This is a genomic window from Humibacillus sp. DSM 29435 (assembly GCF_001758225.1).
GTDB lineage: Bacteria > Actinomycetota > Actinomycetes > Actinomycetales > Dermatophilaceae > DSM-29435.
On sequence record NZ_MAST01000027.1, the window covers coordinates 20307 to 38769 of the forward strand.

The 18463-nt window shown below is 65.9% G+C and carries 20 protein-coding genes; 12 read left to right on the forward strand and 8 right to left on the reverse strand.

Annotated features, from left to right (window positions below; all coding sequences use genetic code 11):
• Positions 1 to 340 precede the first annotated feature (340 nt).
• The 4 genes from BA895_RS15480 to BA895_RS15495 form a co-directional block, all read right to left on the reverse strand.
• Complete coding sequence (locus BA895_RS15480) at positions 341 to 1132, reverse strand: ABC transporter permease subunit (RefSeq protein ID WP_070192797.1); 792 nt, start codon at positions 1130 to 1132, stop codon at positions 341 to 343.
• The gene (locus tag BA895_RS15485) at positions 1132 to 2052 is read right to left on the reverse strand and encodes an ABC transporter ATP-binding protein (protein WP_070192798.1); all 921 of its coding nucleotides are present in this window, start codon (positions 2050 to 2052) and stop codon (positions 1132 to 1134) included. Before BA895_RS15485 ends, BA895_RS15480 begins: the two co-directional genes overlap by 1 nt.
• A complete protein-coding gene (locus BA895_RS15490) occupies positions 2045 to 2707 on the reverse strand; it encodes a TetR/AcrR family transcriptional regulator (protein ID WP_070192799.1) in 663 nt (220 codons plus the stop codon). The genes BA895_RS15485 and BA895_RS15490 overlap by 8 nt, the downstream gene beginning before the upstream one ends.
• 454 nt (positions 2708 to 3161) lie before the next feature.
• Complete coding sequence (locus BA895_RS15495; protein ID WP_070192800.1) at positions 3162 to 3953, reverse strand: SDR family oxidoreductase; 792 nt, start codon at positions 3951 to 3953, stop codon at positions 3162 to 3164.
• A 119-nt stretch (positions 3954 to 4072) separates the two neighbouring features.
• On the opposite strand from BA895_RS15495, the gene BA895_RS15500 reads away from it, so the two are divergent.
• Positions 4073 to 4963, forward strand: a complete 891-nt coding sequence (locus BA895_RS15500; RefSeq protein WP_070192801.1) for a sigma-70 family RNA polymerase sigma factor — start codon at positions 4073 to 4075, stop codon at positions 4961 to 4963.
• Positions 4964 to 5417: 454 nt separating this feature from the next.
• Here the strand turns inward: BA895_RS15500 and BA895_RS23195 are convergent, their stop codons facing one another.
• Both BA895_RS23195 and BA895_RS15510 read right to left on the reverse strand, forming a co-directional pair.
• The gene (locus BA895_RS23195; RefSeq protein ID WP_083283424.1) at positions 5418 to 5840 is read right to left on the reverse strand and encodes a cyclopropane-fatty-acyl-phospholipid synthase family protein; all 423 of its coding nucleotides are present in this window, start codon (positions 5838 to 5840) and stop codon (positions 5418 to 5420) included.
• A 405-nt stretch (positions 5841 to 6245) separates the two neighbouring features.
• Complete coding sequence (locus BA895_RS15510; RefSeq protein WP_139142700.1) at positions 6246 to 6491, reverse strand: hypothetical protein; 246 nt, start codon at positions 6489 to 6491, stop codon at positions 6246 to 6248.
• A 177-nt stretch (positions 6492 to 6668) separates the two neighbouring features.
• Here BA895_RS15510 and BA895_RS24525 point away from each other — a divergent pair, with 177 nt between their 5' ends.
• From BA895_RS24525 to BA895_RS15525, 4 genes are all read left to right on the forward strand, one after another.
• Positions 6669 to 7259, forward strand: coding sequence for a hypothetical protein (locus BA895_RS24525; RefSeq protein WP_139142701.1), 591 nt, complete (start codon positions 6669 to 6671; stop codon positions 7257 to 7259).
• Between the two features lie 4 nt (positions 7260 to 7263).
• The gene (locus tag BA895_RS24530) at positions 7264 to 8175 is read left to right on the forward strand and encodes a hypothetical protein (RefSeq protein WP_139142702.1); all 912 of its coding nucleotides are present in this window, start codon (positions 7264 to 7266) and stop codon (positions 8173 to 8175) included.
• Positions 8176 to 8302: 127 nt separating this feature from the next.
• A complete protein-coding gene (locus BA895_RS15520) occupies positions 8303 to 9388 on the forward strand; it encodes an IS630 family transposase (RefSeq protein WP_139142703.1) in 1086 nt (361 codons plus the stop codon).
• A gap of 260 nt (positions 9389 to 9648) precedes the next feature.
• On the forward strand, positions 9649 to 10128 hold the full coding sequence (locus BA895_RS15525) for a nitroreductase/quinone reductase family protein (protein WP_070192804.1): 480 nt from the start codon (positions 9649 to 9651) through the stop codon (positions 10126 to 10128).
• A 603-nt stretch (positions 10129 to 10731) separates the two neighbouring features.
• Here the strand turns inward: BA895_RS15525 and BA895_RS15530 are convergent.
• Complete coding sequence (locus BA895_RS15530) at positions 10732 to 11211, reverse strand: hypothetical protein (protein ID WP_070192805.1); 480 nt, start codon at positions 11209 to 11211, stop codon at positions 10732 to 10734.
• Positions 11212 to 11546: 335 nt separating this feature from the next.
• Here BA895_RS15530 and BA895_RS15535 point away from each other — a divergent pair, with 335 nt between their 5' ends.
• The 4 genes from BA895_RS15535 (at position 11547) to BA895_RS15550 (ending at position 14544) form a co-directional block, all read left to right on the forward strand.
• Positions 11547 to 12857: an NAD(P)/FAD-dependent oxidoreductase gene (locus tag BA895_RS15535; RefSeq protein WP_070192806.1), complete on the forward strand. Its 1311-nt coding sequence runs from the start codon at positions 11547 to 11549 to the stop codon at positions 12855 to 12857.
• Between the two features lie 47 nt (positions 12858 to 12904).
• The gene (locus tag BA895_RS15540) at positions 12905 to 13585 is read left to right on the forward strand and encodes a TetR/AcrR family transcriptional regulator (protein WP_070192807.1); all 681 of its coding nucleotides are present in this window, start codon (positions 12905 to 12907) and stop codon (positions 13583 to 13585) included.
• Positions 13586 to 13631: 46 nt separating this feature from the next.
• Positions 13632 to 14042 (forward strand): DUF6463 family protein, encoded by a 411-nt coding sequence (locus tag BA895_RS15545; RefSeq protein WP_070192808.1) that lies wholly within the window; start codon positions 13632 to 13634, stop codon positions 14040 to 14042.
• Between the two features lie 79 nt (positions 14043 to 14121).
• The gene (locus BA895_RS15550) at positions 14122 to 14544 is read left to right on the forward strand and encodes an SRPBCC family protein (protein WP_070192809.1); all 423 of its coding nucleotides are present in this window, start codon (positions 14122 to 14124) and stop codon (positions 14542 to 14544) included.
• Positions 14545 to 14864: 320 nt separating this feature from the next.
• Here BA895_RS15550 and BA895_RS15555 read toward each other — a convergent pair whose 3' ends face one another.
• Positions 14865 to 15392, reverse strand: coding sequence for a nuclear transport factor 2 family protein (locus BA895_RS15555; RefSeq protein WP_070192810.1), 528 nt, complete (start codon positions 15390 to 15392; stop codon positions 14865 to 14867).
• Positions 15393 to 15574: 182 nt separating this feature from the next.
• Here BA895_RS15555 and BA895_RS15560 point away from each other — a divergent pair, with 182 nt between their 5' ends.
• From BA895_RS15560 to BA895_RS15570, 3 genes are all read left to right on the forward strand, one after another.
• Positions 15575 to 16588 carry a helix-turn-helix transcriptional regulator gene (locus tag BA895_RS15560; RefSeq protein WP_139142704.1) on the forward strand — a complete coding sequence of 338 codons (1014 nt, stop codon included), beginning with the start codon at positions 15575 to 15577 and terminating at the stop codon, positions 16586 to 16588.
• A 282-nt stretch (positions 16589 to 16870) separates the two neighbouring features.
• Positions 16871 to 17110 (forward strand): hypothetical protein, encoded by a 240-nt coding sequence (locus BA895_RS15565; RefSeq protein WP_070192812.1) that lies wholly within the window; start codon positions 16871 to 16873, stop codon positions 17108 to 17110.
• A gap of 334 nt (positions 17111 to 17444) precedes the next feature.
• A complete protein-coding gene (locus BA895_RS15570) occupies positions 17445 to 18107 on the forward strand; it encodes a hypothetical protein (protein ID WP_070192813.1) in 663 nt (220 codons plus the stop codon).
• Positions 18108 to 18463: the final 356 nt, after the last annotated feature.

Genomic DNA, 18463 nt, shown 5'->3' on the forward strand with positions numbered 1-18463 from the left:
CGAGCAACCCTGGGGATTTTCGACAAGCGGCATCACGCCACCCTACGTGGTGGCTGCGTTGGACCTCACGCTCCGACATCCCAGCACGGACACGGCGCGAATGGTTGCATAGAGCTCGACACGGCCATCTCGTGAGCCCAACACCATGTGTGTGCTACCTCCGGTCAGCCCGAAATGAGCCGAAGGAGGACCGCTGGGGCGGCCACCGATGACCGGCCTGAGGGTGTGGACACCGGTGAAGAGTCACCGACGGGCGGGGATGGCCTTGCGTCGACAACCTCGAGGGGTTGAACTTATTTGGTCAGTGGCTGGGGGCACACGGTTACGACGATGGTGTTGCTCAGGAGCGGACGTCCCGGCGCGTGAACACCAAGAGGGCCACGGCCAGGAGTGCTGTGGCGAGGGCAACTAGTAGCCCGAGGTCAGCGAAGTTCCATCCTTCCGCCAAGGGTCGATTTCGATAGGCCCAGGCGAACGGTGAAAGGCCCAGCATCCACTCGTTCTGTTCCGACTGCGCGCCGAGCGCGTTGAGGAGGAAGGCCAACACACCTAAGCCGGCGCCGACTCCAAGTGCCACAGTCCGAGATCCCGAGACGGCGCCACCCATCAGGGAAGCCATGGCGATGCTGAAGGTCAGGAGCACCCAGGCTGTAGTCACAGCGACGATATGGGTGCCGTTTAGTTCCAGCTCGAAAGGCCCGCTCATGGCGGCCAGCGCAAGTCCAAGCACCACACCGAGGACACTCAGACGGGTAAAGATCGCCAGCGCCCGCTCGGCCACCAGCTGGGCGCGGGAAACGGGGTGGGCGAGCGTGAGTTCAAGCATGCCGGATTCTTCGTCGCCAGCCACTGCCCTGGTGCCCCACACGACCGCAGCAGCCGTGCCGAGCACGAATCCGAGCAAACCGAAGAACGTGGACTGTGTGTAGCCAGCCCCGGTGGCGATCTGGTCATAACCGATCGCCTTGACCACCCCCTCGGGCAGCTGGTCGATCATGTCTGCCATGCCCGAGGCCGCCCCGCCAAGGGAAGGATAGAACGACAGGTACATCGCCATAACGGCCACGAGTGCCAGTGCCCACACGAGCAGGCCTTTCCAGCCGACGCGTAGTGATTGAACGAGAACTGGCATTATGCGACATCCTTGTCTTCGTACATGGCCAACACCGACTCCTCCAGGTCTGGCTCCGCCAGCACTAAGTCGGCCACCGTGGATTGGGCTAAGGCTTTCACCAGTTCGTCGGTGCGGCCCTCAACAAGTCCGGAGACCAGAACATCGTCACCATCTGCGGACACGTCCAGGCCCGGTGCCAGTGCAGTCAGTCGTTGGGTAACCACCGATAGATCGGTGGCCGTCAGGCGGGCGCGCAGATGCCGCACCGCCGTCGCGCGCAGATCCTCGATGGATGCTTCGCGCACGATGCGACCCGACCGCAGCACGACAGCAAGATCAGCCACCTGCTCCACCTCGGACAGCACGTGGGAAGACAGGAAGATGGTCGCGCCCTCATCGCGGGCCTCGCCCACCAGTTGCAGGAAGGTTCTCTGGACGAGTGGGTCAAGCCCTGAGGTCGGCTCGTCGAGGATGAGCAGTTCCGGATCGTGCATGAAAGCCTGAACGATGCCCAGTTTCTGCTTGTTGCCTTTGGACAGCTTCCCAGCTTTCCGATCCAGCGGTATCTCCAGGCGCTCGGCTATCGCGTGCGCTCTTCGTCGTACGGTCCTGCGATCTCCCGGGGAGATGGAGGTCCAGAAGTTCAGGTGACCAGTGCCGGAAAGCCCGGGTTCCACATGCAGTTCCCCGGGAAGGTAGCCGATGCGGCCGCGCAGCTCTTTGCCACCTGCGCGTGGGTGTTGACCAAGCACCGTAGCTGACCCCGACGTTGGACGTAGCACGTCGACCAACAAGCGCATCAGCGTGGTCTTGCCAGCGCCGTTAGGACCGATGACCCCGAAGATGCTCCCTTCCGGAATGGTCAGATTCAGTGAGTCCAGTGCGCTGACGGACCCGTATCGCTTGGTCAGGTCCGTGGTGACAACGACGTCAGTCATTGCTGCCCCTTTCATCGGTGTTCGCGACGTGTGCCAAGTAGTCGTCGTAGAGACGTTGGGTCTGCTCATCCAGCTCGAAGGCGCCCAATGTCAGCATCCGCATCAGGGAGGCGTGAGCCCGCATCAGCACGGTCGCGTCCATCTGCGCAGCGCCCAGCCCCCGGGCGATATGAGGCGCGAAAACGATCAGTGACAGGCCCACGGACAACATCACCTGGGTCTGGGCGTCGCTGTCAGGGTCCGGGCGTGTCCTGACCCCAGTCGCTCCGTCCTCGAACATGGCACGCGTCCCCTCAGCCATCTTGTCCCACAGCACGTCGCCCACGTTTCCTGGCTCAGTCAACAGTCGCGCCAGGTACCGCATAGGCGGCGACTCCGGCACTGACTCCCGCACCAGGCGATCCATCGTGGATATGTCCATCTGAACCGCGTCGAACTTCTGGGCAAACAGCTCATCGACCACCTGCTCGTCACAGGCAAGGCGCAACGACTTCTTGTCTCCGAAGTGATGAATCACCAACGCCTGGCTGACACCGGCCTGCACGGCGATCTGACGCACCGTGGTACCGCCGAAACCCTGGCGCCCGAAGAGGTCGATCGCTGCATCGCGGATACGGGCCGCCGACGTCCGGTCATGAGACCTCGCTGAACACATACTCAAGATACTAACTGAACATACAGTCAAGAGCAACCGACCAGACTCCTCCCTCCACGGGCAGTCTTCAACTCGACCTGGGAGGCGTGACGTCCACATTCACGAACACAGCCGACACTGCTCGAACGGTGCCGTCAGGATTCGTCACCAACTGACGTCAGGTTTCACGCCCATAGCCAGGTGGCTTACCGCCACCGACAGCACCTTCTCCATCGCGCCGTCGCGCTCACCCAATTATCGCTGCGGTGAGGCCCGGTTCTCGGGGCGGGCTCACGGCGAGATCGCGGGTGGATCGCCCACAGCCAGGGCTAGCGTCCTCGTGCGGTCCGCAACGACGCGCGGCCGCAGTCACCGCGAGCTCGGTGTCACTCGAGCCATGCGCTGAGCGAGCCGTAACAAGTGGCGGCGACGGGCAAGGGTCGACCTTTCGCATCGGCTCGGTCGCCCCGGTGGCTCATGTACTTACTCGCTCGGCGAGGAAGCTTTCCCAGGTGCGGCGACCTATGGTGCGTTCGGGAGCGAGGTTGGCGCCCTCGCGGATCGCGCGAGCAGCGTTGACGGGCAGACGCATCGGCATAAGTAGCCGATGCTTGCCGGTGGCTGCTAGATAGGTGCGGAGCAGTTCCTTCATCGGGTAGATGCGCGGCCCGGCGAAGTCGCGTACGGTCCCGGCCGGCTCGCCTAACGCGAGCTCGACGAGTCGGGCGGCCACCTCGCGTGCGTCGACGGGCTGGAAGCGCGTTCCCGACGGGACCGGCACGATGGGCAATTTGGCCATTGCCTGCACCGCAGTGAGAGTCAGGTCGTGGAACTGCGTGGCGCGCAGGGTGGTCCAGGGCAGCCCGGACCCGGTAACGATCTCCTCGGCCGCGCGCTTGGAGGCGAAGTAGCCGAACATCGTTCGGTCGATACGGGTGATGACGGGGACCCGGTTGGCGCCGACGACCGAGATGTACACGAGGTGGGGTCGCCGGCCGGTAGCGAGTGCCGCCTGCGTGAGGGTGTGGGTCTTTTCGTCATCGCCCTGCTGCGTGCCGGCACAGTGCACGATGGTGTCGACGCCGCTGACGGCAGCAGCGATGCCGTCGCCGGTGGAAAGGTCACCGATTGTTAGTTCGATGCCGTCGGCGGGTTTGTGCGGACTGCGGCTGAGGATGCGCACGTCGTGGCCGTTCTCGCGCAGGATGGGTGCGATGAGGTGGCCGAGCGTTCCGGTACCGCCGGTGAGCAGAATAGGTGCTGACATGGTCTCTCCAGTTCGTCCTGACATTAGGTGCCCGGGCCGGTGCTCGGCTCCTTGGTCACATGCAGTCGGTCTCGCGGGTCTACTCCTTAGACACTTCGTGAGGGAGGTATGTGACACACATGAGGGGCGCCGACGACAGCGACTGGCTGGCTGAGCGGTTCGACGCCCAGCGCGGTCGGCTGCTCGGCGTGGCCTATCGGATGCTTGGGTCGGCAAGTGAGGCGGACGACGCCGTGCAGGAGGCATGGCTGCGCCTGAGCCGCACGGACGCGGATGCCGTCGAGAACTTGCCTGCTTGGCTTACTACGGTCGTCGCGAGAGTGTCGCTCAACATGTTGCGTGCTCGGGCGACGCGGCGTGAGGAGCCCCTCGAGGCCGACGTGCGCGAGCGCGCGATCAGCGGCGGGGAGGGTAGCGATCCTGCGCAGGAGGCGCTCTTGGCCGACTCAGTCGGGCTCGCTTTGCTCGTGGTACTCGACACTCTGTCCCCGCCCGAGCGGTTGGCGTTTGTGCTGCATGACATGTTTGACCTGCCCTTCGCCGAGATCGCGCCGATTGTCGGGCGCTCCTCCACGTCGACGCGCCAGCTCGCGAGCCGAGCCCGGCGGCGGGTCAAGGGTAGGACCGCCGGACGACCCGCCGACCTGCCCCGGCAACGGCGCGTCATTGAGGCCTATCTCGCCGCGGTCCGCGGCGGCGACTTCGAGGCGCTGGTCCGTCTGCTCGATCCTGACGTCGAGCTGCGCGCTGATGCACAGGCGACACCTCAGGGCGCGTCCGTTGAGTTGCGCGGCGCACAGGTCGTCGCCCGGGCGGCACTCGTCTCTTCCGGGCGTGCCCGCTACTCCAGCCCGGCTCTGGTGAGCGGGGCGGTGGGCGTTGTCATGGCCCCGCGCGGTCAACTCTTCCTCGTGCTTGGCTTTACTTTTAGCGGTGAGGCGATCATCGCGATCGACGTCATCGCGGACCCCGAGCGCCTGCGCTACCTCGACCTTGCCGTCCTCGACTGACTGCTCGAAGGAGTCAGGCAGTTCACCTGCACCAGGCCTACGATCGCAAGAGAAAGTAGTCGTCCTCATCTCGAGCTCTCGACACGAGTCAAGACTGCTGACACTACGATTCGTCATGGTCAGACGGCGACGAAGGCAAAGTAGGCCATGCCCAAAACGCCCCGATATCCCCGGAAATAGCCCTCGCGCTGCCTCTTGGCCATCTCTCGAACAGCGGCAGCGTCTGGATGATCAGGTGGGTGCTCACTGAGCCACGTCGCGTAACAGGCCGAGTATCCGGACTCGAACTCGTCCCACTCGTCCTGCGTAGCTTCGAACACGTGAACCGGGCGGAAGCCCTCCGACACCGCGATATCTAGCACGTCCGCTAGCCGTTGAAACTCATCGACGCGCCCGGACAGCGCTTGTATGGCGGCGGGCGTGGGCGCCGTCGTCCAGACACCCTCGCCATAGATCAGCGACCCCCGACGGCCAGAGGTTTCCGTAACGCCCGCAGCGCAGCTCGGTAGTCCAACGGGTGACCCTCCTGAACCTGGGACCCCCAAATCTGGCTGGCACCGACACAAATTATCGACCCAATTTCATCGGGGAAGGCTTCGCGGGCGTCACCGATACGCAGCTCCACGCGACCAACCAAGCCCCGCTCCCGGGCCAGGTCGCGTCCGTGGCCGATCGCAACTTCATCCAGATCGATACCCAAGCCGCAGCCTCGAGGCTCGGCCGCGACAACTCTCAACAGCAACTCCGCCCAGCCGCACCCGACGTCCACCACCACGCGATCGGTCGCAGCGAACTTGACTAGGCGGTCCACATGACTCCCCGACAGAGGAGTCATGAACTCAAGGTCCCGAAACGGCGGGGCAAGATCAACAGCCATGCACCAAGGCTCCCCCAGGACCAGATCACAACCAAGCGAATATCCCCGACCCGACTCGTAACGCCGAACCCATCCATGACCGCGATGCGCAACGCGTGGGAGTTCTCAGCCCCACCCATCGCTGCCAACACGCTGAACCGTCGAGTACGCCGATGTAGGCGCCATCCGATCGGGGGCGGTGGGCGCCAGCGTCGAGGACGCCGCCGGCGATGAAGGAGTAGTCAAGGACGTTTGGGTCAGTCTGCTCCGGTTCGGGGTCGTGGTGTGCCCAGAGGTGGGTCGCGATCAGGTTCGCACGGACGCGCGCGGAGTGATGGCGATCAAGGCTCGGCCACACCCGACCCTCCCGGGCCAGCCAACAATTTGCGGGTCGAGGCTAAGCGGGGACGCGTCGTCTGAGAGGCGTCATGATGCCGGCCAGCCGGCGACGATGTCGGCCTTGCGCCGTTCCCACTCGATGCTCATCGCGGCCATCGAATCGGCCACGAAGTCGAGGAACTCGATCGAGAGGCGAAGCCGTTGGCCCGGTGCGGTCCGCGTCCCCCCCACCGCGTCGACCCCCAACTGTATGGCAGAGGCCAGGTGGCGCATGAGGTGGTCGCGGCGCATGACGGCTTCGTGCCACGCGTCGGTGTGAGGTGAACTCGGCATCCGCACCCTGACCAGCACTCCGCCGACCCTCGAGGAGCTCGTCCTGGAGCAGTACCGCACCCCCGAGGTGGCGGATCCACGATGACCGGCCTCTAGGGCACCGGCCCGCTGCTTCGTCTGGCCGCAGGCCGTGACCGGGTCCTCATCCCGGTCAGTGCCGTCGCGCTCGTCTTCGTCGTGGCCGGCTCGGCGCAGGCAACGGTGGCCCTCTACCCCGATGCGGCAGCGGCACTCACACCCCTCCGAGCCATTCTGGCCAACCCCGCCCTGACCGCGCTGTACGGCCCCGTCACCAGCGAGTCCGTCGACTCGTTCGCCACCTTCAAGACCATCCTGACCGGTGCCGTGTTCCTGTGCCTGCTGGCGTACGTCGTGGTCCGCCGACACACGCGCACCGAGGAGGAGGAGGGCCGGTTCGAGCTGCTGGGCGCCGGGGCGATCGGCCGACGGGCGCCCCTCGCCGCCGCCGTGCTGCTGGGCACCGTGGCGGTGCTCGGTACCGCCCTGCTGACCACGGTCGGCGCCATCGCGGTGGGTCTGGCCCGCACCGGTTCGATCGCCCTCGGCGTCGCCTGGGTCGTGATGGGGCTCACCTGGGTCGGCGTGACCGCCGTCGCCGCCCAGCTGACCGAGACGGCCCGCGGCACAGCAGGGTTCGCCCTCGGGGCTCTTGCTCTTGCCTACCTGATGAGGGCCCTGGGGGACGTCGCGGCCGACGACAGTCCCTCTCCGTCTGCTCACCTGGCTCTCACCCCTGGGCTGGGGTGAGAAGGTGGCGCCCTACGGTGCCAACCGTTTCTGGCTGCTCGCGGTGGGGCTGGCGGCCTACGCCGCGTTGCTCGTGCTCGCCTTCGCACTCCAGGGCCGTCGCGACCTGGGGGCCGGCATCCTGCCCAGCCGGGTCGGCCCCGCTCGCGGTCACCTGAGCAGCAGCCTGGCACTCACGCTGCGCCTCGCCCGCGCGACTCTGGTGGGCTGGTTCGCCGCCTTCGTCGTGCTGGGCGCCGTCGTGGGTTCGCTGGCCGGCAACGTGCAGTCGTTCCTCGACTCCCCCGAGACCACCGACCTGTTGCGGAAGATGGGGGGCTGCGAGGGAAGCCTCATCGACACCTTCTTCGCCACCGAGATCCACGTCGCGGCCGTGGCCGTGGCGGCGCTGGGCATCTCACTCGTCACTCGGATGCGTGCGGAGGAGACCGGAGGCCGGGCCGAGACGGTACTCGCCACCGGGGTGCCACGCTGGCGCTGGGCCGTGGAGCACATCGTGGTGGCCGTGGTGGCCACCGCCGGGCTCATGCTCTGCCTCGGTGTCGTCGCCGGCGCCATGGACGCTGGGCGAACCGGCGACGCCGCTTCCTTGATCGGCCGACTGACGGGAGCCGGCCTGTCGACGCTGCCGGCCGTGTGGGTCTGCATCGGCGTCGCGACCGTGCTGTTCGGCCTGGTGCCGAGGTTCACCGGGGTGGCGTGGGCCGTGCTCGTCGCCTTCTTCGCGCTCGGGGAGTTCGGCGAACTGCTCGGGCTGCCGTCGGTGGTGAGCGGGCTCTCCCGGTTCGCCCACCTGCCGGCCCTTCCGGGCGGGCAGGTGGCCGTGGGCACCGCGCTCGTGCTGGTCGGGGTGGCCGTGGCCAGCCTGGTGGCCGGTCCCGCCGGGCTCACACGCAGAGACCTCCCAGCCGACTGACAGCTACCCTGTGGCCACAGGTGCTACTCAGTCCGGTGTCGACGATCGGTCACCGTCCACCGGTCCGTGGCTGCTAGTGGCGCGTATCGTTAGTTATTTGACGGTTGCTTGATGGGGATGATGGGGCATGGCGAATCGTCCTGCCCCGGCGTTGGGGTTGCGTGAAGGTGATCGTGACCGGCTGACCCGGATGGTGCGTGCCAGCGCGGGTCGGGCCGGGCTGGCGCAGCGGGCGCGGATCGTGTTGTTGGCGGCGGACGGGGAGTCGAACACGGCGATCGCGCAGCGGGTTGGGGTGTCTCGTCCGACGGTGATCGGCTGGCGGGAGCGGTACGCGATGTCCGGGTTGGACGGGCTGGAGGATGAGCCTCGGTCGGGTCGTCCCCGCGAGCACGACCATCGTTCGATCGTGGCGGCGACGTTGAAGCCGCCGCCGAAGAAGTACGGGGTGACGCACTGGTCGCGCCGGCTGCTGGGCCGGCACCTGGGGATCAGCAACGGGACGATCGCCAAGGCGTGGCGGGCCTACGGGGTCGCGCCGTGGCGGGTAGAGACGTTCAAGTTCTCGACCGACCCGGAGCTGGTCGGCAAGGTCACCGACGTCGTCGGGCTCTATCTCGCCCCGCCGGAGAACGCGATCGTGCTGTGCATCGATGAGAAGTCCCAGATCCAGGCGTTGGACCGGACCGCTCCGATGCTGCCGATGCAACCTGGGCTGCCCGAGCGGCGCACCCACGACTACAAGCGCAACGGCACCTCAACCCTGTTCGCCGGTTTGGAGATCGCGACCGGGAAGGTCACCGGCGCCTGCAAGCCGCGGCATCGTCACCAGGAGTTCCTCGCGTTCCTCAAGCAGGTTGCCCGCGCCTATCCCGATGACGGCACGGGCCAGCAGCTGCACCTGGTGATGGACAACTACGCCGCCCACAAGAAGGTCGAGGTCCGCGACTGGCTCGCGGCGAACCCGCGGATCCACGTCCACTTCACCCCGACGTCCGGGTCGTGGCTCAACCTCGTCGAGGTCTGGTTCGGCATCATCGAACGCCAAGCCATCCACCGCGGAACGTTCGGCTCCGTCAAGGACCTCAACGCGAAGATCCGCGCCTTTATCGACGGCTGGAACGACCGCTGCCACCCGTTCGTGTGGACCAAGACCGCCGACGAGATCCTCAAGAAACCCAACCGTCAGACCACTTCAAACACGGACCACTAGCGACCGCCTGTTTAAGTCTTCGGTCTCGCTCTCTATAGCGTACTCAAATTATTTCCATGGGTGTCAGTTCTCGAAGTCGACTGCACCAGGTGGCAGGACTCGACTGCCTCGATGTTCCGTAAGGCCATCGGCTACCGGGTCAAGCGCGAGTCTCACTTGCCCGTGAACGCCAATTCTTGGCAGCCCACGGCGGTCGACCTCGTGCATAACAATTGACGACCTGCAGGCGGCAACCTCAGGACCAGGAAAGGGAGGGATCGATGCAACGTCTCTATGGGATCAAGCGATGGCTCTACCGCACAGGCCGCCCCGGCCGAATCGCGAAGGCCTTGAACACCGTCAACGATCGCCTCTACTCCGCGGCAGGTGTCTCTCCCAAGCGGGCGGTGACGCTGGTGGTCACCGGGCGAAAGACGGGGCACGACGTGCGCGTTCCGGTCGTCATCGCCAGCTTCGAAGGCGAGCAGTACCTAGTTTCCATGCTCGGTAGTAGGTCGAACTGGGTCGCCAACGTCCGTGCGACTCACGGCCGAGCGACGCTGCGCAGGGATGGCGACACGTCGGTCATCCTGACCGACGTCCCGGTGAACGATCGAGCTCCCATCATCCGCAGGTACCTCGAGCTGGCCCCAGGAGCCCGCCCCCACATACCTGTCGATCGACGAGCTCCAGTCGCAGACTTCGAAGCAATCGCGAACGACTATCCCGTCTTCCGCATCAACAGGCAGCGGCAGCCGTAAACACACCCGTCGTCGCGCCGGCCGCCCGAGACGTTTCCGACGCCACGGTGCTACCACCGTCACCTTGGCCGCCGCCGGCGAGGAACTGGCGGCCGTGTCACCACTGCTCGCGCGGCTGCGCTCGAGGCGGCGCTCGCCCCCGCGATGCCAGTGACCGCGAAGCATTGGACCGGACCGCCGGCACGAGGCTCGTTGCCATGATGCGAGGTCCGGGTGCTACCAGGTGGATCTGCCGTCTGTGCGACACCACTGCCTGCGGGCGTTACGAAAGCGAACGCGTCACCATGGGGTTTCGGTTGTGCCGCCCGGACTCGGAAGTGAACGCATTTAGCTGAGACTTTCGGAGACTGACGAGCCGCCGCCGTCTCGAACCAGGAGCACCCCGGTGCAGGTGCCAGGTTGGCTGCGGCGTTTCAGTCTCGAGCCCCAGGCGGCAACCAACTACTGCTGGCCAGGGTGCTGCTGCGCGCACGATCGAGACGTAGTGGCCGGCCCTCTGCTCGTCGCCCTGACCGAGGACGTCACCCAACGTCCGCGCCAGGGCTTCAACCTGGTTACCAAACAGACCCAGCGGGTCAGGTACGGGTGCACCAACACGGGCAACTACCCGCCGTCAACTTGTTCGTCGGCGGTCCCGGGGATCCGGAAGCGCGCATCGAACACTGGCGACCAGTCGTCTTCAGGCCTGACCCGGAAACTTTTTGACCAGGCCCAACCGTCAGGCTCCTCATTGACGACCAAACGACTGTGTCCCCGCGGCGTCACTCGGACCAAAGTGAGCTTGTCACCGCTCCAACTTCCGCGTGCAGGCGGATCTGCGGGGAACCCTGCACTATCGAAGCCGTAGTGAAGGACCTCCCCGGTGTCGGGGTGGATCATCCAGACGATGAACATCCGAAACGATGCTGCGCCGTTGCGCCGTTGCTCATAGCTTTGTACGACGATGTCGCCGTTCATCTCGCTGCGTCCAACGACAACGCTTGCCGCCGGGCCGCCGGGCGCCCACGCACTCGCGTGCATACGCTCAATGCCTTCGAACGTGCCCAGCAAGAAACCTAACCGCAGAATCGGCTGCGCATTCATACCCACCTCCGTGATTCCATTGATCCGATGCGGAGTCGTCCGGCAGTTCGCCTTCGATAGCACCGGCACCGAGGATCACGAGCCTTCGCGCCGTGACCGGACACCGCGCCCCTGTCTGCTCGGTCTTTTGGCACCAACCCGCGCCACGGCCAGGTGGCGTGGCGACTGAAACTTCCAACGTCGCAAGCAGCGCACCCTCCTTCGCCGTTGAGGCAACCAACACGCGCTGCGGTGTGAGGAGCGCATCGCGACACCCGTGACTCGGCCGTCGCGGCCGTCACTCCTGGTCACACCGCCACGTGACATCAGTAAGTACTTACTGATACGATCATGCCATGGATCATCCTCATACCAAAGCCATCGTCGTCGGGGGTGGGCTCTCCGGACTTGGGACTGCCTGCTACCTGGCCCAAGCCGGCTGTGACGTTCGTCTGCTGGAGCGCTCTGGAGTGTTGGGGGGACGGGCCCGGACCAAACGCCAGAACGGCTTTGCGTTCAACCTCGGTCCCCACGCGCTCTACACCGGCGGTGCGATGACACAGGCCCTTGATGAGCTGGGGGTCTCTTACGGCGAGCGTCACGGCCCTTCGGGCATCAAGATGCTCAGCGGCTCGCAGTTTGACCTCATGCCTGACTCGACGATGGCCCTGATCCGAACCCACGGCCTGCGCACCGGTGAGAAACTTGAGTTGATGCGGCTGCTGGGCGGTCTGGGAAAGCACCGACCTCGCGAACTTGGACATGTGAGCGTGCAAGCCTGGATCGAGCAGCACACCACGCGTCCCGCCGCCCGGGAACTCTTGGTGGCTATTGCGCGGACGGCGGTGTACTGCAACAACCTGGACGTCGTCAGCGCCGACGTCTTCATCGACAAGATGCAGCGGATGATGAAGTCGCCGATCCACTACCTCGACGGGGGGTGGGCCACGCTGGTCGAGGCACTCGTGGCGAAGGCGAGCGAACTTGGCGTCGAGATCATCACGCAGAGCCCCGTCACCGCACTGACCGTTGAAGGGGGGCAGGTGTCCGGCGTGCGTGAACGTTCGGGGGCACACCGCGCCGCCGATGTCGTTGTCCTCGCCGTCGAGCCCGGCGCCGCCAAGAGCATCGCCCCCGAGCATCTCGGGGTGCTCACCTGCGACTTGCTTCCCGCCGAGGTGGCCTGCCTCGATGTGGCGCTCTCGCGCCTGCCGAACCGCGACCACGCCGTGGTCCAAGACATCCAAGAGCCACGCTTCATGTCGACACAGTCCTGCTTCGCCAAGGTAGCCCCGGACGGGGCAGCACTGATCACCTCCTTCAAGCAGCTCGACCCCACCGCCAGCGATTCCGGTGAGAGCCGCGCCGAGCTCGAGGCTCTTCTTGACGCGGCCCAACCCGGCTGGCGGGAACTCGTACTCGATCAGCAGTACCTACCTCGGATCACCGCCGTCGGCGGGTTGCCGCAGGTCAAGAACGGAGGATTCTCAGGACGACCCACCCCCCGAGTGCCCTCCGTGCAGGGCCTGTTCATCACCGGGGACTGGGTCGGAGACACCGGCTTTCTTGCCGATACCTGCTTCGCCAGCGCCCGCGAAGCAGCCCAGCTCATCACTGCCCAGATGAGGGACGTACGCGTGAGCAGAACTCCCACCCTGCGCCCGTAGCCTGAGTCTTGGCGAACGGTTCAACACCTCGAAGGGGATGGCGCGACATGGCGAAACACGAATCAACAACCCGCGCACGTCTCCTGACCGAAGCGTTGCGACTGTTCGGTGAGAACGGTTTCAAAGCCACCTCAGTCGCCGAGATCGAGAAAGCGTCCGGGTTGGCTCCTGGTGGCGGCGGGCTGTACCGCCACTTCGCATCCAAACGAGACCTGCTCATTGCCGCCGTCGAACACGAAGCGGAGCGCAACCAGGCTCTTCTGCAAAGGTTGGCATACATCGCAGCCAACGACGGCCCGGCCGCGACACCCAAGGACATCGCATGGGCTGGCCTGGAGCGGCTACGACAGGAGCGCAACCTGAACCGGCTCATCGTTCGCGGTCTCGACGATGCCCCCGACCTGTTGGAGCTCGCCGCCACCAATGACATTCGCCCCGTGCACGACGCTCTCGAGTCGTGGCTTCGTGGGCAAGCCTGTACCGGATGGGACACGGCCGCCCTGGCGGCCGTCCTCGCCGGAGCGATCACTCACTTCTGGCTCCTCGAAGACCTGTTCGGTGAACATCCCACGGGTGTGACCGCCGAGGCCTACATCACCACCCTGGCGGGCCTGTGCTCAACGGCGTTCGCGCACGCGCCACCGCCTGACCCACCCACAAGCGCAACACCCGCGGATCGCCCACGACGCCGCGGCTATTTGAACGCGGAGCAAAGGACAGTCGCGTGAGCGCTTCACACGTAACGAGTAGCACGGGTACCCACGGGTGTCGGCGATGAGTGTTGCACTCGGGATCACCGGCCGATCTCGGGCCCCCGTCATTGGGACGGCACTGGGCTCGGTCGCTGTCTTGCACCTCGCGTTAGCGCCGGTGCTCTACGACAAATCCATCCAAAGTATCTTCTCGGCGGGGGTGCTTGGGTCCATCGATGCCGACCCAGCCATGACTGATCTGCGTAGCGCGGGCGGCTGGTACTGGATGGCCGGCATCAGCTTGCTGGTGATAGCAGTGCTGGTCGGGCAGGCGGAACGCCGTGAGGGTGTGGTGCCCGCGGCGGCTGTCGTTGCTCTGCTGGTGCTATCGGCATTCGGGCTGCTGCTGATGCCCGTCTCCGGGTTTCTGATCATCCTCGCCATCGCCGGTTATGGCCTCTACCGACGTCGCGTCTCTTCCCAATGCACCTAGTCCACGCCCTCAGCCGGAGCGAAAGTCCGGCCGACTTGACCACCGGCAAGACACGCCGGAACCACAAGAAAGGGATGTCGTGATCATCGTTGAACGGCACGTGAAAGCTCCACCTGAACGGCTATGGGAGTTCGTCGGTGACGTTTCTCGTTGGGATGAGCTCCTCCCCACAGTCAGCAGCGCCGTCACCAAGACGGGCCCAGCAGAAACCGGGACCGGATCGCGTTTTGCACTCAAACAACCGGGAATCCCCAAGATGGTGTACGAGGTCACGGAATGGGTTCCCGGGGAACGCTTCACCTGGGTGGCAGCGTTCCCGGGCGTTCGTACGGTTGCAACGCACACCATTGCGGCCACCACGGACGGATGTGTCCTGAAGCTAGGGCTGGCCTGGGAGGGACCCATCAGTGGCGTGGTGACCCGATTGTTCAAGCGGCGAACCGACCGCTATGTGCAACTCGAGGCCGACACCTTCGCCAACTTGGCACAACAGCCCACATAGTCCCCCGGGCCAGACCGCGGGCACACACCACCTACCACGGGGGCAGTCGTCATGAACGTTCTAGAGATGTCACCGGACTTTGGGCCGCGTGCTCAAGGGCTCCGCCAATACTACGCACGATCATGGTCGGCGGCGGCCGCGTGCGGATACCCCATCACGGGCTCCTCACGCCGCCCGGCCGCCGGTCGGCCAGCCCAGCTCACACCGTTACGGGTGGGCAGGACAGCTGTCCCGAGTGCAGAACCTGACGTCTGTCCGGCGGCGGCCGCCGGTAAGGGTACGGCGTGGAACCGCGACGCGGCGCGTTCCTGCCCCGGTGCTCAGCTGGCGGGTCCGGTGCTGTCTTGGTTGTGCAGCACCAGCCAGCGACCGTTGCGGTACGTGAAGGTGACGCCGATGACCAGGGGGGAGACCCGATGATCCGCGGGGACCGAGTAGACCGAGTCGAACAACACGAAACCGGTCCGGCACCCTTCCACGTGCTGGTGCAGCTTGGTGAACGTCTGGGTCCAGCCCGGGTCAGCGAAGAAGTCGGTGATGAAGGCCGAGACCTCCTTGTTCCCCGAGAGCACTCCCCCGTTGGCGAAAATGACCGTCGCGTCCTGGTCGAGAAGGGCGTTGAAGCCAGGGGCGTTGCGGGTCTGCGTGGTCTTGACGTACGCGCGGACCGCGTGGTCGAACTGGGCAGCGCACCGCTGGTGCCAGTGCGTAGCGCTGTGGTGCTGGTCAGCGGCGCGGGGAGCCGGGGCTGGGGTTTCGGGTGCCGCGCTCGCGCTGATGGTCGTCGCGGCCGCGACGGCCGCCAGAGCGGCCGTAGACAAGAGGCGGGTTCGGCGGGTTGGGTTCATCTCAGGCTCCTCGGTGGCAGTACCAGTGATGCTGATGGTTGTTGCGCCTTCGGTGTACGCCGCCGGTGTGGGGGTCGTCCATTCATTCGGTCCCGGTCGAAGGTCGAGCCCCCGATCATCGGTGACCTCCAGCCGCGGGCCGAGAAGGCAGGTCAGCTGTGATCAGGGCGCAGCTTGACGCCATGACGGTGAGCCGGGTCCGGTGGGCGCCCTCCCCCGCGTACGAGGCCGTGGGGTGGTTGACGTTGGCCGCTGCCGGCCGCCGGCACCCACAGCTGGGCGACCCCGGCGCTGCCGCCCGGTACGCGCTGCGCGACCCGCGGGTCGCTGTCACCGCAGCGCTAATGGCCGGTGGCCTCTACGGCCGGTACATGCCCGACTTCGTGACCCCGAAGCCCCCGCCAGATCCCGGGTCGCGGCCCGGTCAACCCTTGCAGGCTCAGTTGGACCTGATCAGGGCCACCCCGGTCGACAAGATCGAGGCGCAGATCGCTCAACTAGCCACCGGGCCGCGGGAGTGGACAAGGTTGGACCCGCAAAGACTGGCCGCCGTCGTCGCCGACGGGCTGGCCACCTTCTGGCGCATCGCGTTGGCCGACCAGTGGCCATGGCTGCAGGCGCGGCTGCACCAGGCCCTGGACCAGCAGTTACTCTCCGTGCGCGATGGGGGGATCGGCGAGGTCCTGGCCCACCTTCACCCGTCAGTGCGCTGGCGGCAGGGCTGCCTAGAGATCGACAAGCCCTACGCCGAGGATGTCATCCTGCACCACACCGAACTCGTCCTCGTTCCCTCGGTGATGACCTGGCCCCGGCTCGCAGTCCAAGTGTGCGACCCCGCCGACGCGATGATCGCCTTCCCCGTGGACCCCACCGCGACACGCGCCTCCCCACCGCACCCGCACGCCCTGCTCGGGCGGGGCAGGACTCGGGTGCTCCAAGCGGTATCCACGGGCCGGTCCACGACAGCCCTCAGTGAGGAACTGGCCATGGCCGCCTCCACGGTCTCCCACCACCTGGGCGTCCTGCTGGACACCGGGATGGTCACCCGGATACGTCAAGGCCATCACGTCCTCTACCGTCGCACCCCAGCCGCCGACCGACTCCTCAATGCCCCGCTGTGTTTCGTGGAGCCGGCACGCACTCACGCTGGAGTTCACCCCGGGTGGGCCAACCCTCCTCGGACCGATTCGGCGTAACAAACACCAACGCAGCACCCCAGCACCACAGCACCACCGGGTCGATACGCCGGGTCCATGCCACCACCTCTACTCGAGAGTCGTTGCCGGCCAGCAACATTCGGCCGGTGTCGAATGAATCGACTCCGAGCAGCAAGTGTCATACACCTGAGACACCCGTCCACCACACCGCCCAATAACCACCATGGCGGCCAGCAGCCGACGACCTCGCGCGCGCGTCACAACTCGCCCCTGAGACGGGGCCAGGTCGTTGTCCACCACCTGATCACAGAAGGGCCCATCATGATGCGTACCAAGCTAGCGGGGGCGGTCACTGCCCTCACGCTCACGATCGGAGTCACCGCCGGCGGTGTCATCTGGGACTCGGCCAGGACCCAGTCCGCCCCCATCACCGCCCGCGGCATCATCTGGGACTCGGCCAGAACCCAGTCCGCCCCCGTCACCGCCCGCGGCACCATCTGGGACTGGGCCGGGCCCCAAGGCGTGGCTGCGACGACCGACCACGGCAACCACTGGGGCTGACCAGATCCCGGAGCTGGGCCACGCGAGGGCATGCACCATGGATGCCAACCGGAGGTGAAGCCCGGACAGCTGCTGAACACCCTCCTCGACTGCGCACCATACCGGAGCTGAGATACCTGAACATGCCCGTCGGCACGCCCTCATCCGCTGCCCAGTCAATTGGCCTGGCCTGCAGGCCACACCGTGCCGCGGCAGCGATCCTGCTGCCCTGACATACCGACTCGCCCCCCACGTCATCAGCGCCCCCACGGCCCCGGCTCGAGCAGACCCCCCGTCACGCCGGGGCCGGCCTACCACGCAGACCGGCACCCTTCTAAAGCGATTGGACCACCCGATGGACGAACGCCTTGAGCAGGCGCAACGTCTCTATGACAATGCGGTCTTTGGTGGCGACGTCAGCGCACCGGTAGAGGCCGACCGGCTGTTGAACGCGGTCGAGGCCGAACTTTCGATGGCACGTGGTCGGGTCATCCACGCTCGGTTTCTCGCGGGAAGTGCTTCGACCACAGCAGTGCCCGAAGACGATGGCGCTGAACTCGCCCTCTTTGAGCGAGCCGACGAGCTGTTCAAGAGTCGTGGTGACCTCAGCGGTGAAGCTCAGTCGCAGTTCTGGATAGGGACCTCTCATCAGGTCGCCCGCCACGACGACAGCAGCGCCGTTCCTGCCCTGCAGCGCGCCCGCGCGCTCGCCACCGAGGTTGACGATCCGCTGACCCTGTCCGACGCGCTGCGGCACCTGGGCGTAGCGGAACATCACGCTGGCCGGCTTGGTGCGGCGCGCAGCTACCTGGAGGAGTCGACCCGCCTGCGCCGTCTGTTGGGGTTCGGGCCTGGTGTCGCCGCCAACCTGGTGGGCCTGGCCTACCTGGCCGCCGGTGACGGGTGTCAAGACGAGGTAGCTGCGCTGCTAGACGAGGCAGACGATATCGCCAGCCAGAGCAACGCCGCAGGTATTGCGCGTCAGATTCACGAGGCTCGTGAGTATCTCACCCACTGATCCGCCTGCAGGGCCGTCTCACCCGGTATCCGCATACGATCTCCGCAGATTGCCGATGGCGGCGGTATCCAGGATCGAACAGGCCCCAGGCTCGCTGGGGGTTGGGTGCGAACCACTACTCGGACGGCGCCGCACTGCCACCTCGCTTCTTCCGTACGGCTGCGGCTTTCTTGGGCGCGGGCATGGTGGATGTCGTTGCGGATGAGGTTGGGTCCTATCAAGGGGTCATGTTGGTGTGATGTTCAGCAGCGGTAACACAACCTCGTCGACGATTTGGGCGCAGAGCGGATCCTCGATCCGGCCTTCCCATAGGTAGTGCTGTCGCAGCACGGCGTGCCCGGCTTCGAGCTGGCGGG

Excerpts from the sequence above, each read along its gene's own strand:
- BA895_RS15485 (WP_070192798.1), bottom strand. The coding sequence starts at position 2,052 with ATGACTGACGTCGTTGTCACCACGGACCTGACCAAGCGATACGGGTCC.
- BA895_RS15565 (WP_070192812.1), top strand. The coding sequence starts at position 16,871 with ATGATGCGTACCAAGCTAGCGGGGGCGGTCACTGCCCTCACGCTCACG.
- BA895_RS15510 (WP_139142700.1), bottom strand. The coding sequence starts at position 6,491 with ATGCCGAGTTCACCTCACACCGACGCGTGGCACGAAGCCGTCATGCGC.
- BA895_RS23195 (WP_083283424.1), bottom strand. The coding sequence starts at position 5,840 with ATGGCTGTTGATCTTGCCCCGCCGTTTCGGGACCTTGAGTTCATGACT.
- BA895_RS15545 (WP_070192808.1), top strand. The coding sequence starts at position 13,632 with ATGAGTGTTGCACTCGGGATCACCGGCCGATCTCGGGCCCCCGTCATT.
- BA895_RS15480 (WP_070192797.1), bottom strand. The coding sequence starts at position 1,132 with ATGCCAGTTCTCGTTCAATCACTACGCGTCGGCTGGAAAGGCCTGCTC.
- BA895_RS15525 (WP_070192804.1), top strand. The coding sequence starts at position 9,649 with ATGCAACGTCTCTATGGGATCAAGCGATGGCTCTACCGCACAGGCCGC.
- BA895_RS15535 (WP_070192806.1), top strand. The coding sequence starts at position 11,547 with ATGGATCATCCTCATACCAAAGCCATCGTCGTCGGGGGTGGGCTCTCC.
- BA895_RS15530 (WP_070192805.1), bottom strand. The coding sequence starts at position 11,211 with ATGAATGCGCAGCCGATTCTGCGGTTAGGTTTCTTGCTGGGCACGTTC.
- BA895_RS15490 (WP_070192799.1), bottom strand. The coding sequence starts at position 2,707 with ATGTGTTCAGCGAGGTCTCATGACCGGACGTCGGCGGCCCGTATCCGC.
- BA895_RS15520 (WP_139142703.1), top strand. The coding sequence starts at position 8,303 with ATGGCGAATCGTCCTGCCCCGGCGTTGGGGTTGCGTGAAGGTGATCGT.
- BA895_RS15540 (WP_070192807.1), top strand. The coding sequence starts at position 12,905 with ATGGCGAAACACGAATCAACAACCCGCGCACGTCTCCTGACCGAAGCG.
- BA895_RS15560 (WP_139142704.1), top strand. The coding sequence starts at position 15,575 with ATGACGGTGAGCCGGGTCCGGTGGGCGCCCTCCCCCGCGTACGAGGCC.
- BA895_RS15495 (WP_070192800.1), bottom strand. The coding sequence starts at position 3,953 with ATGTCAGCACCTATTCTGCTCACCGGCGGTACCGGAACGCTCGGCCAC.
- BA895_RS15500 (WP_070192801.1), top strand. The coding sequence starts at position 4,073 with ATGAGGGGCGCCGACGACAGCGACTGGCTGGCTGAGCGGTTCGACGCC.
- BA895_RS15555 (WP_070192810.1), bottom strand. The coding sequence starts at position 15,392 with ATGAACCCAACCCGCCGAACCCGCCTCTTGTCTACGGCCGCTCTGGCG.
- BA895_RS15570 (WP_070192813.1), top strand. The coding sequence starts at position 17,445 with ATGGACGAACGCCTTGAGCAGGCGCAACGTCTCTATGACAATGCGGTC.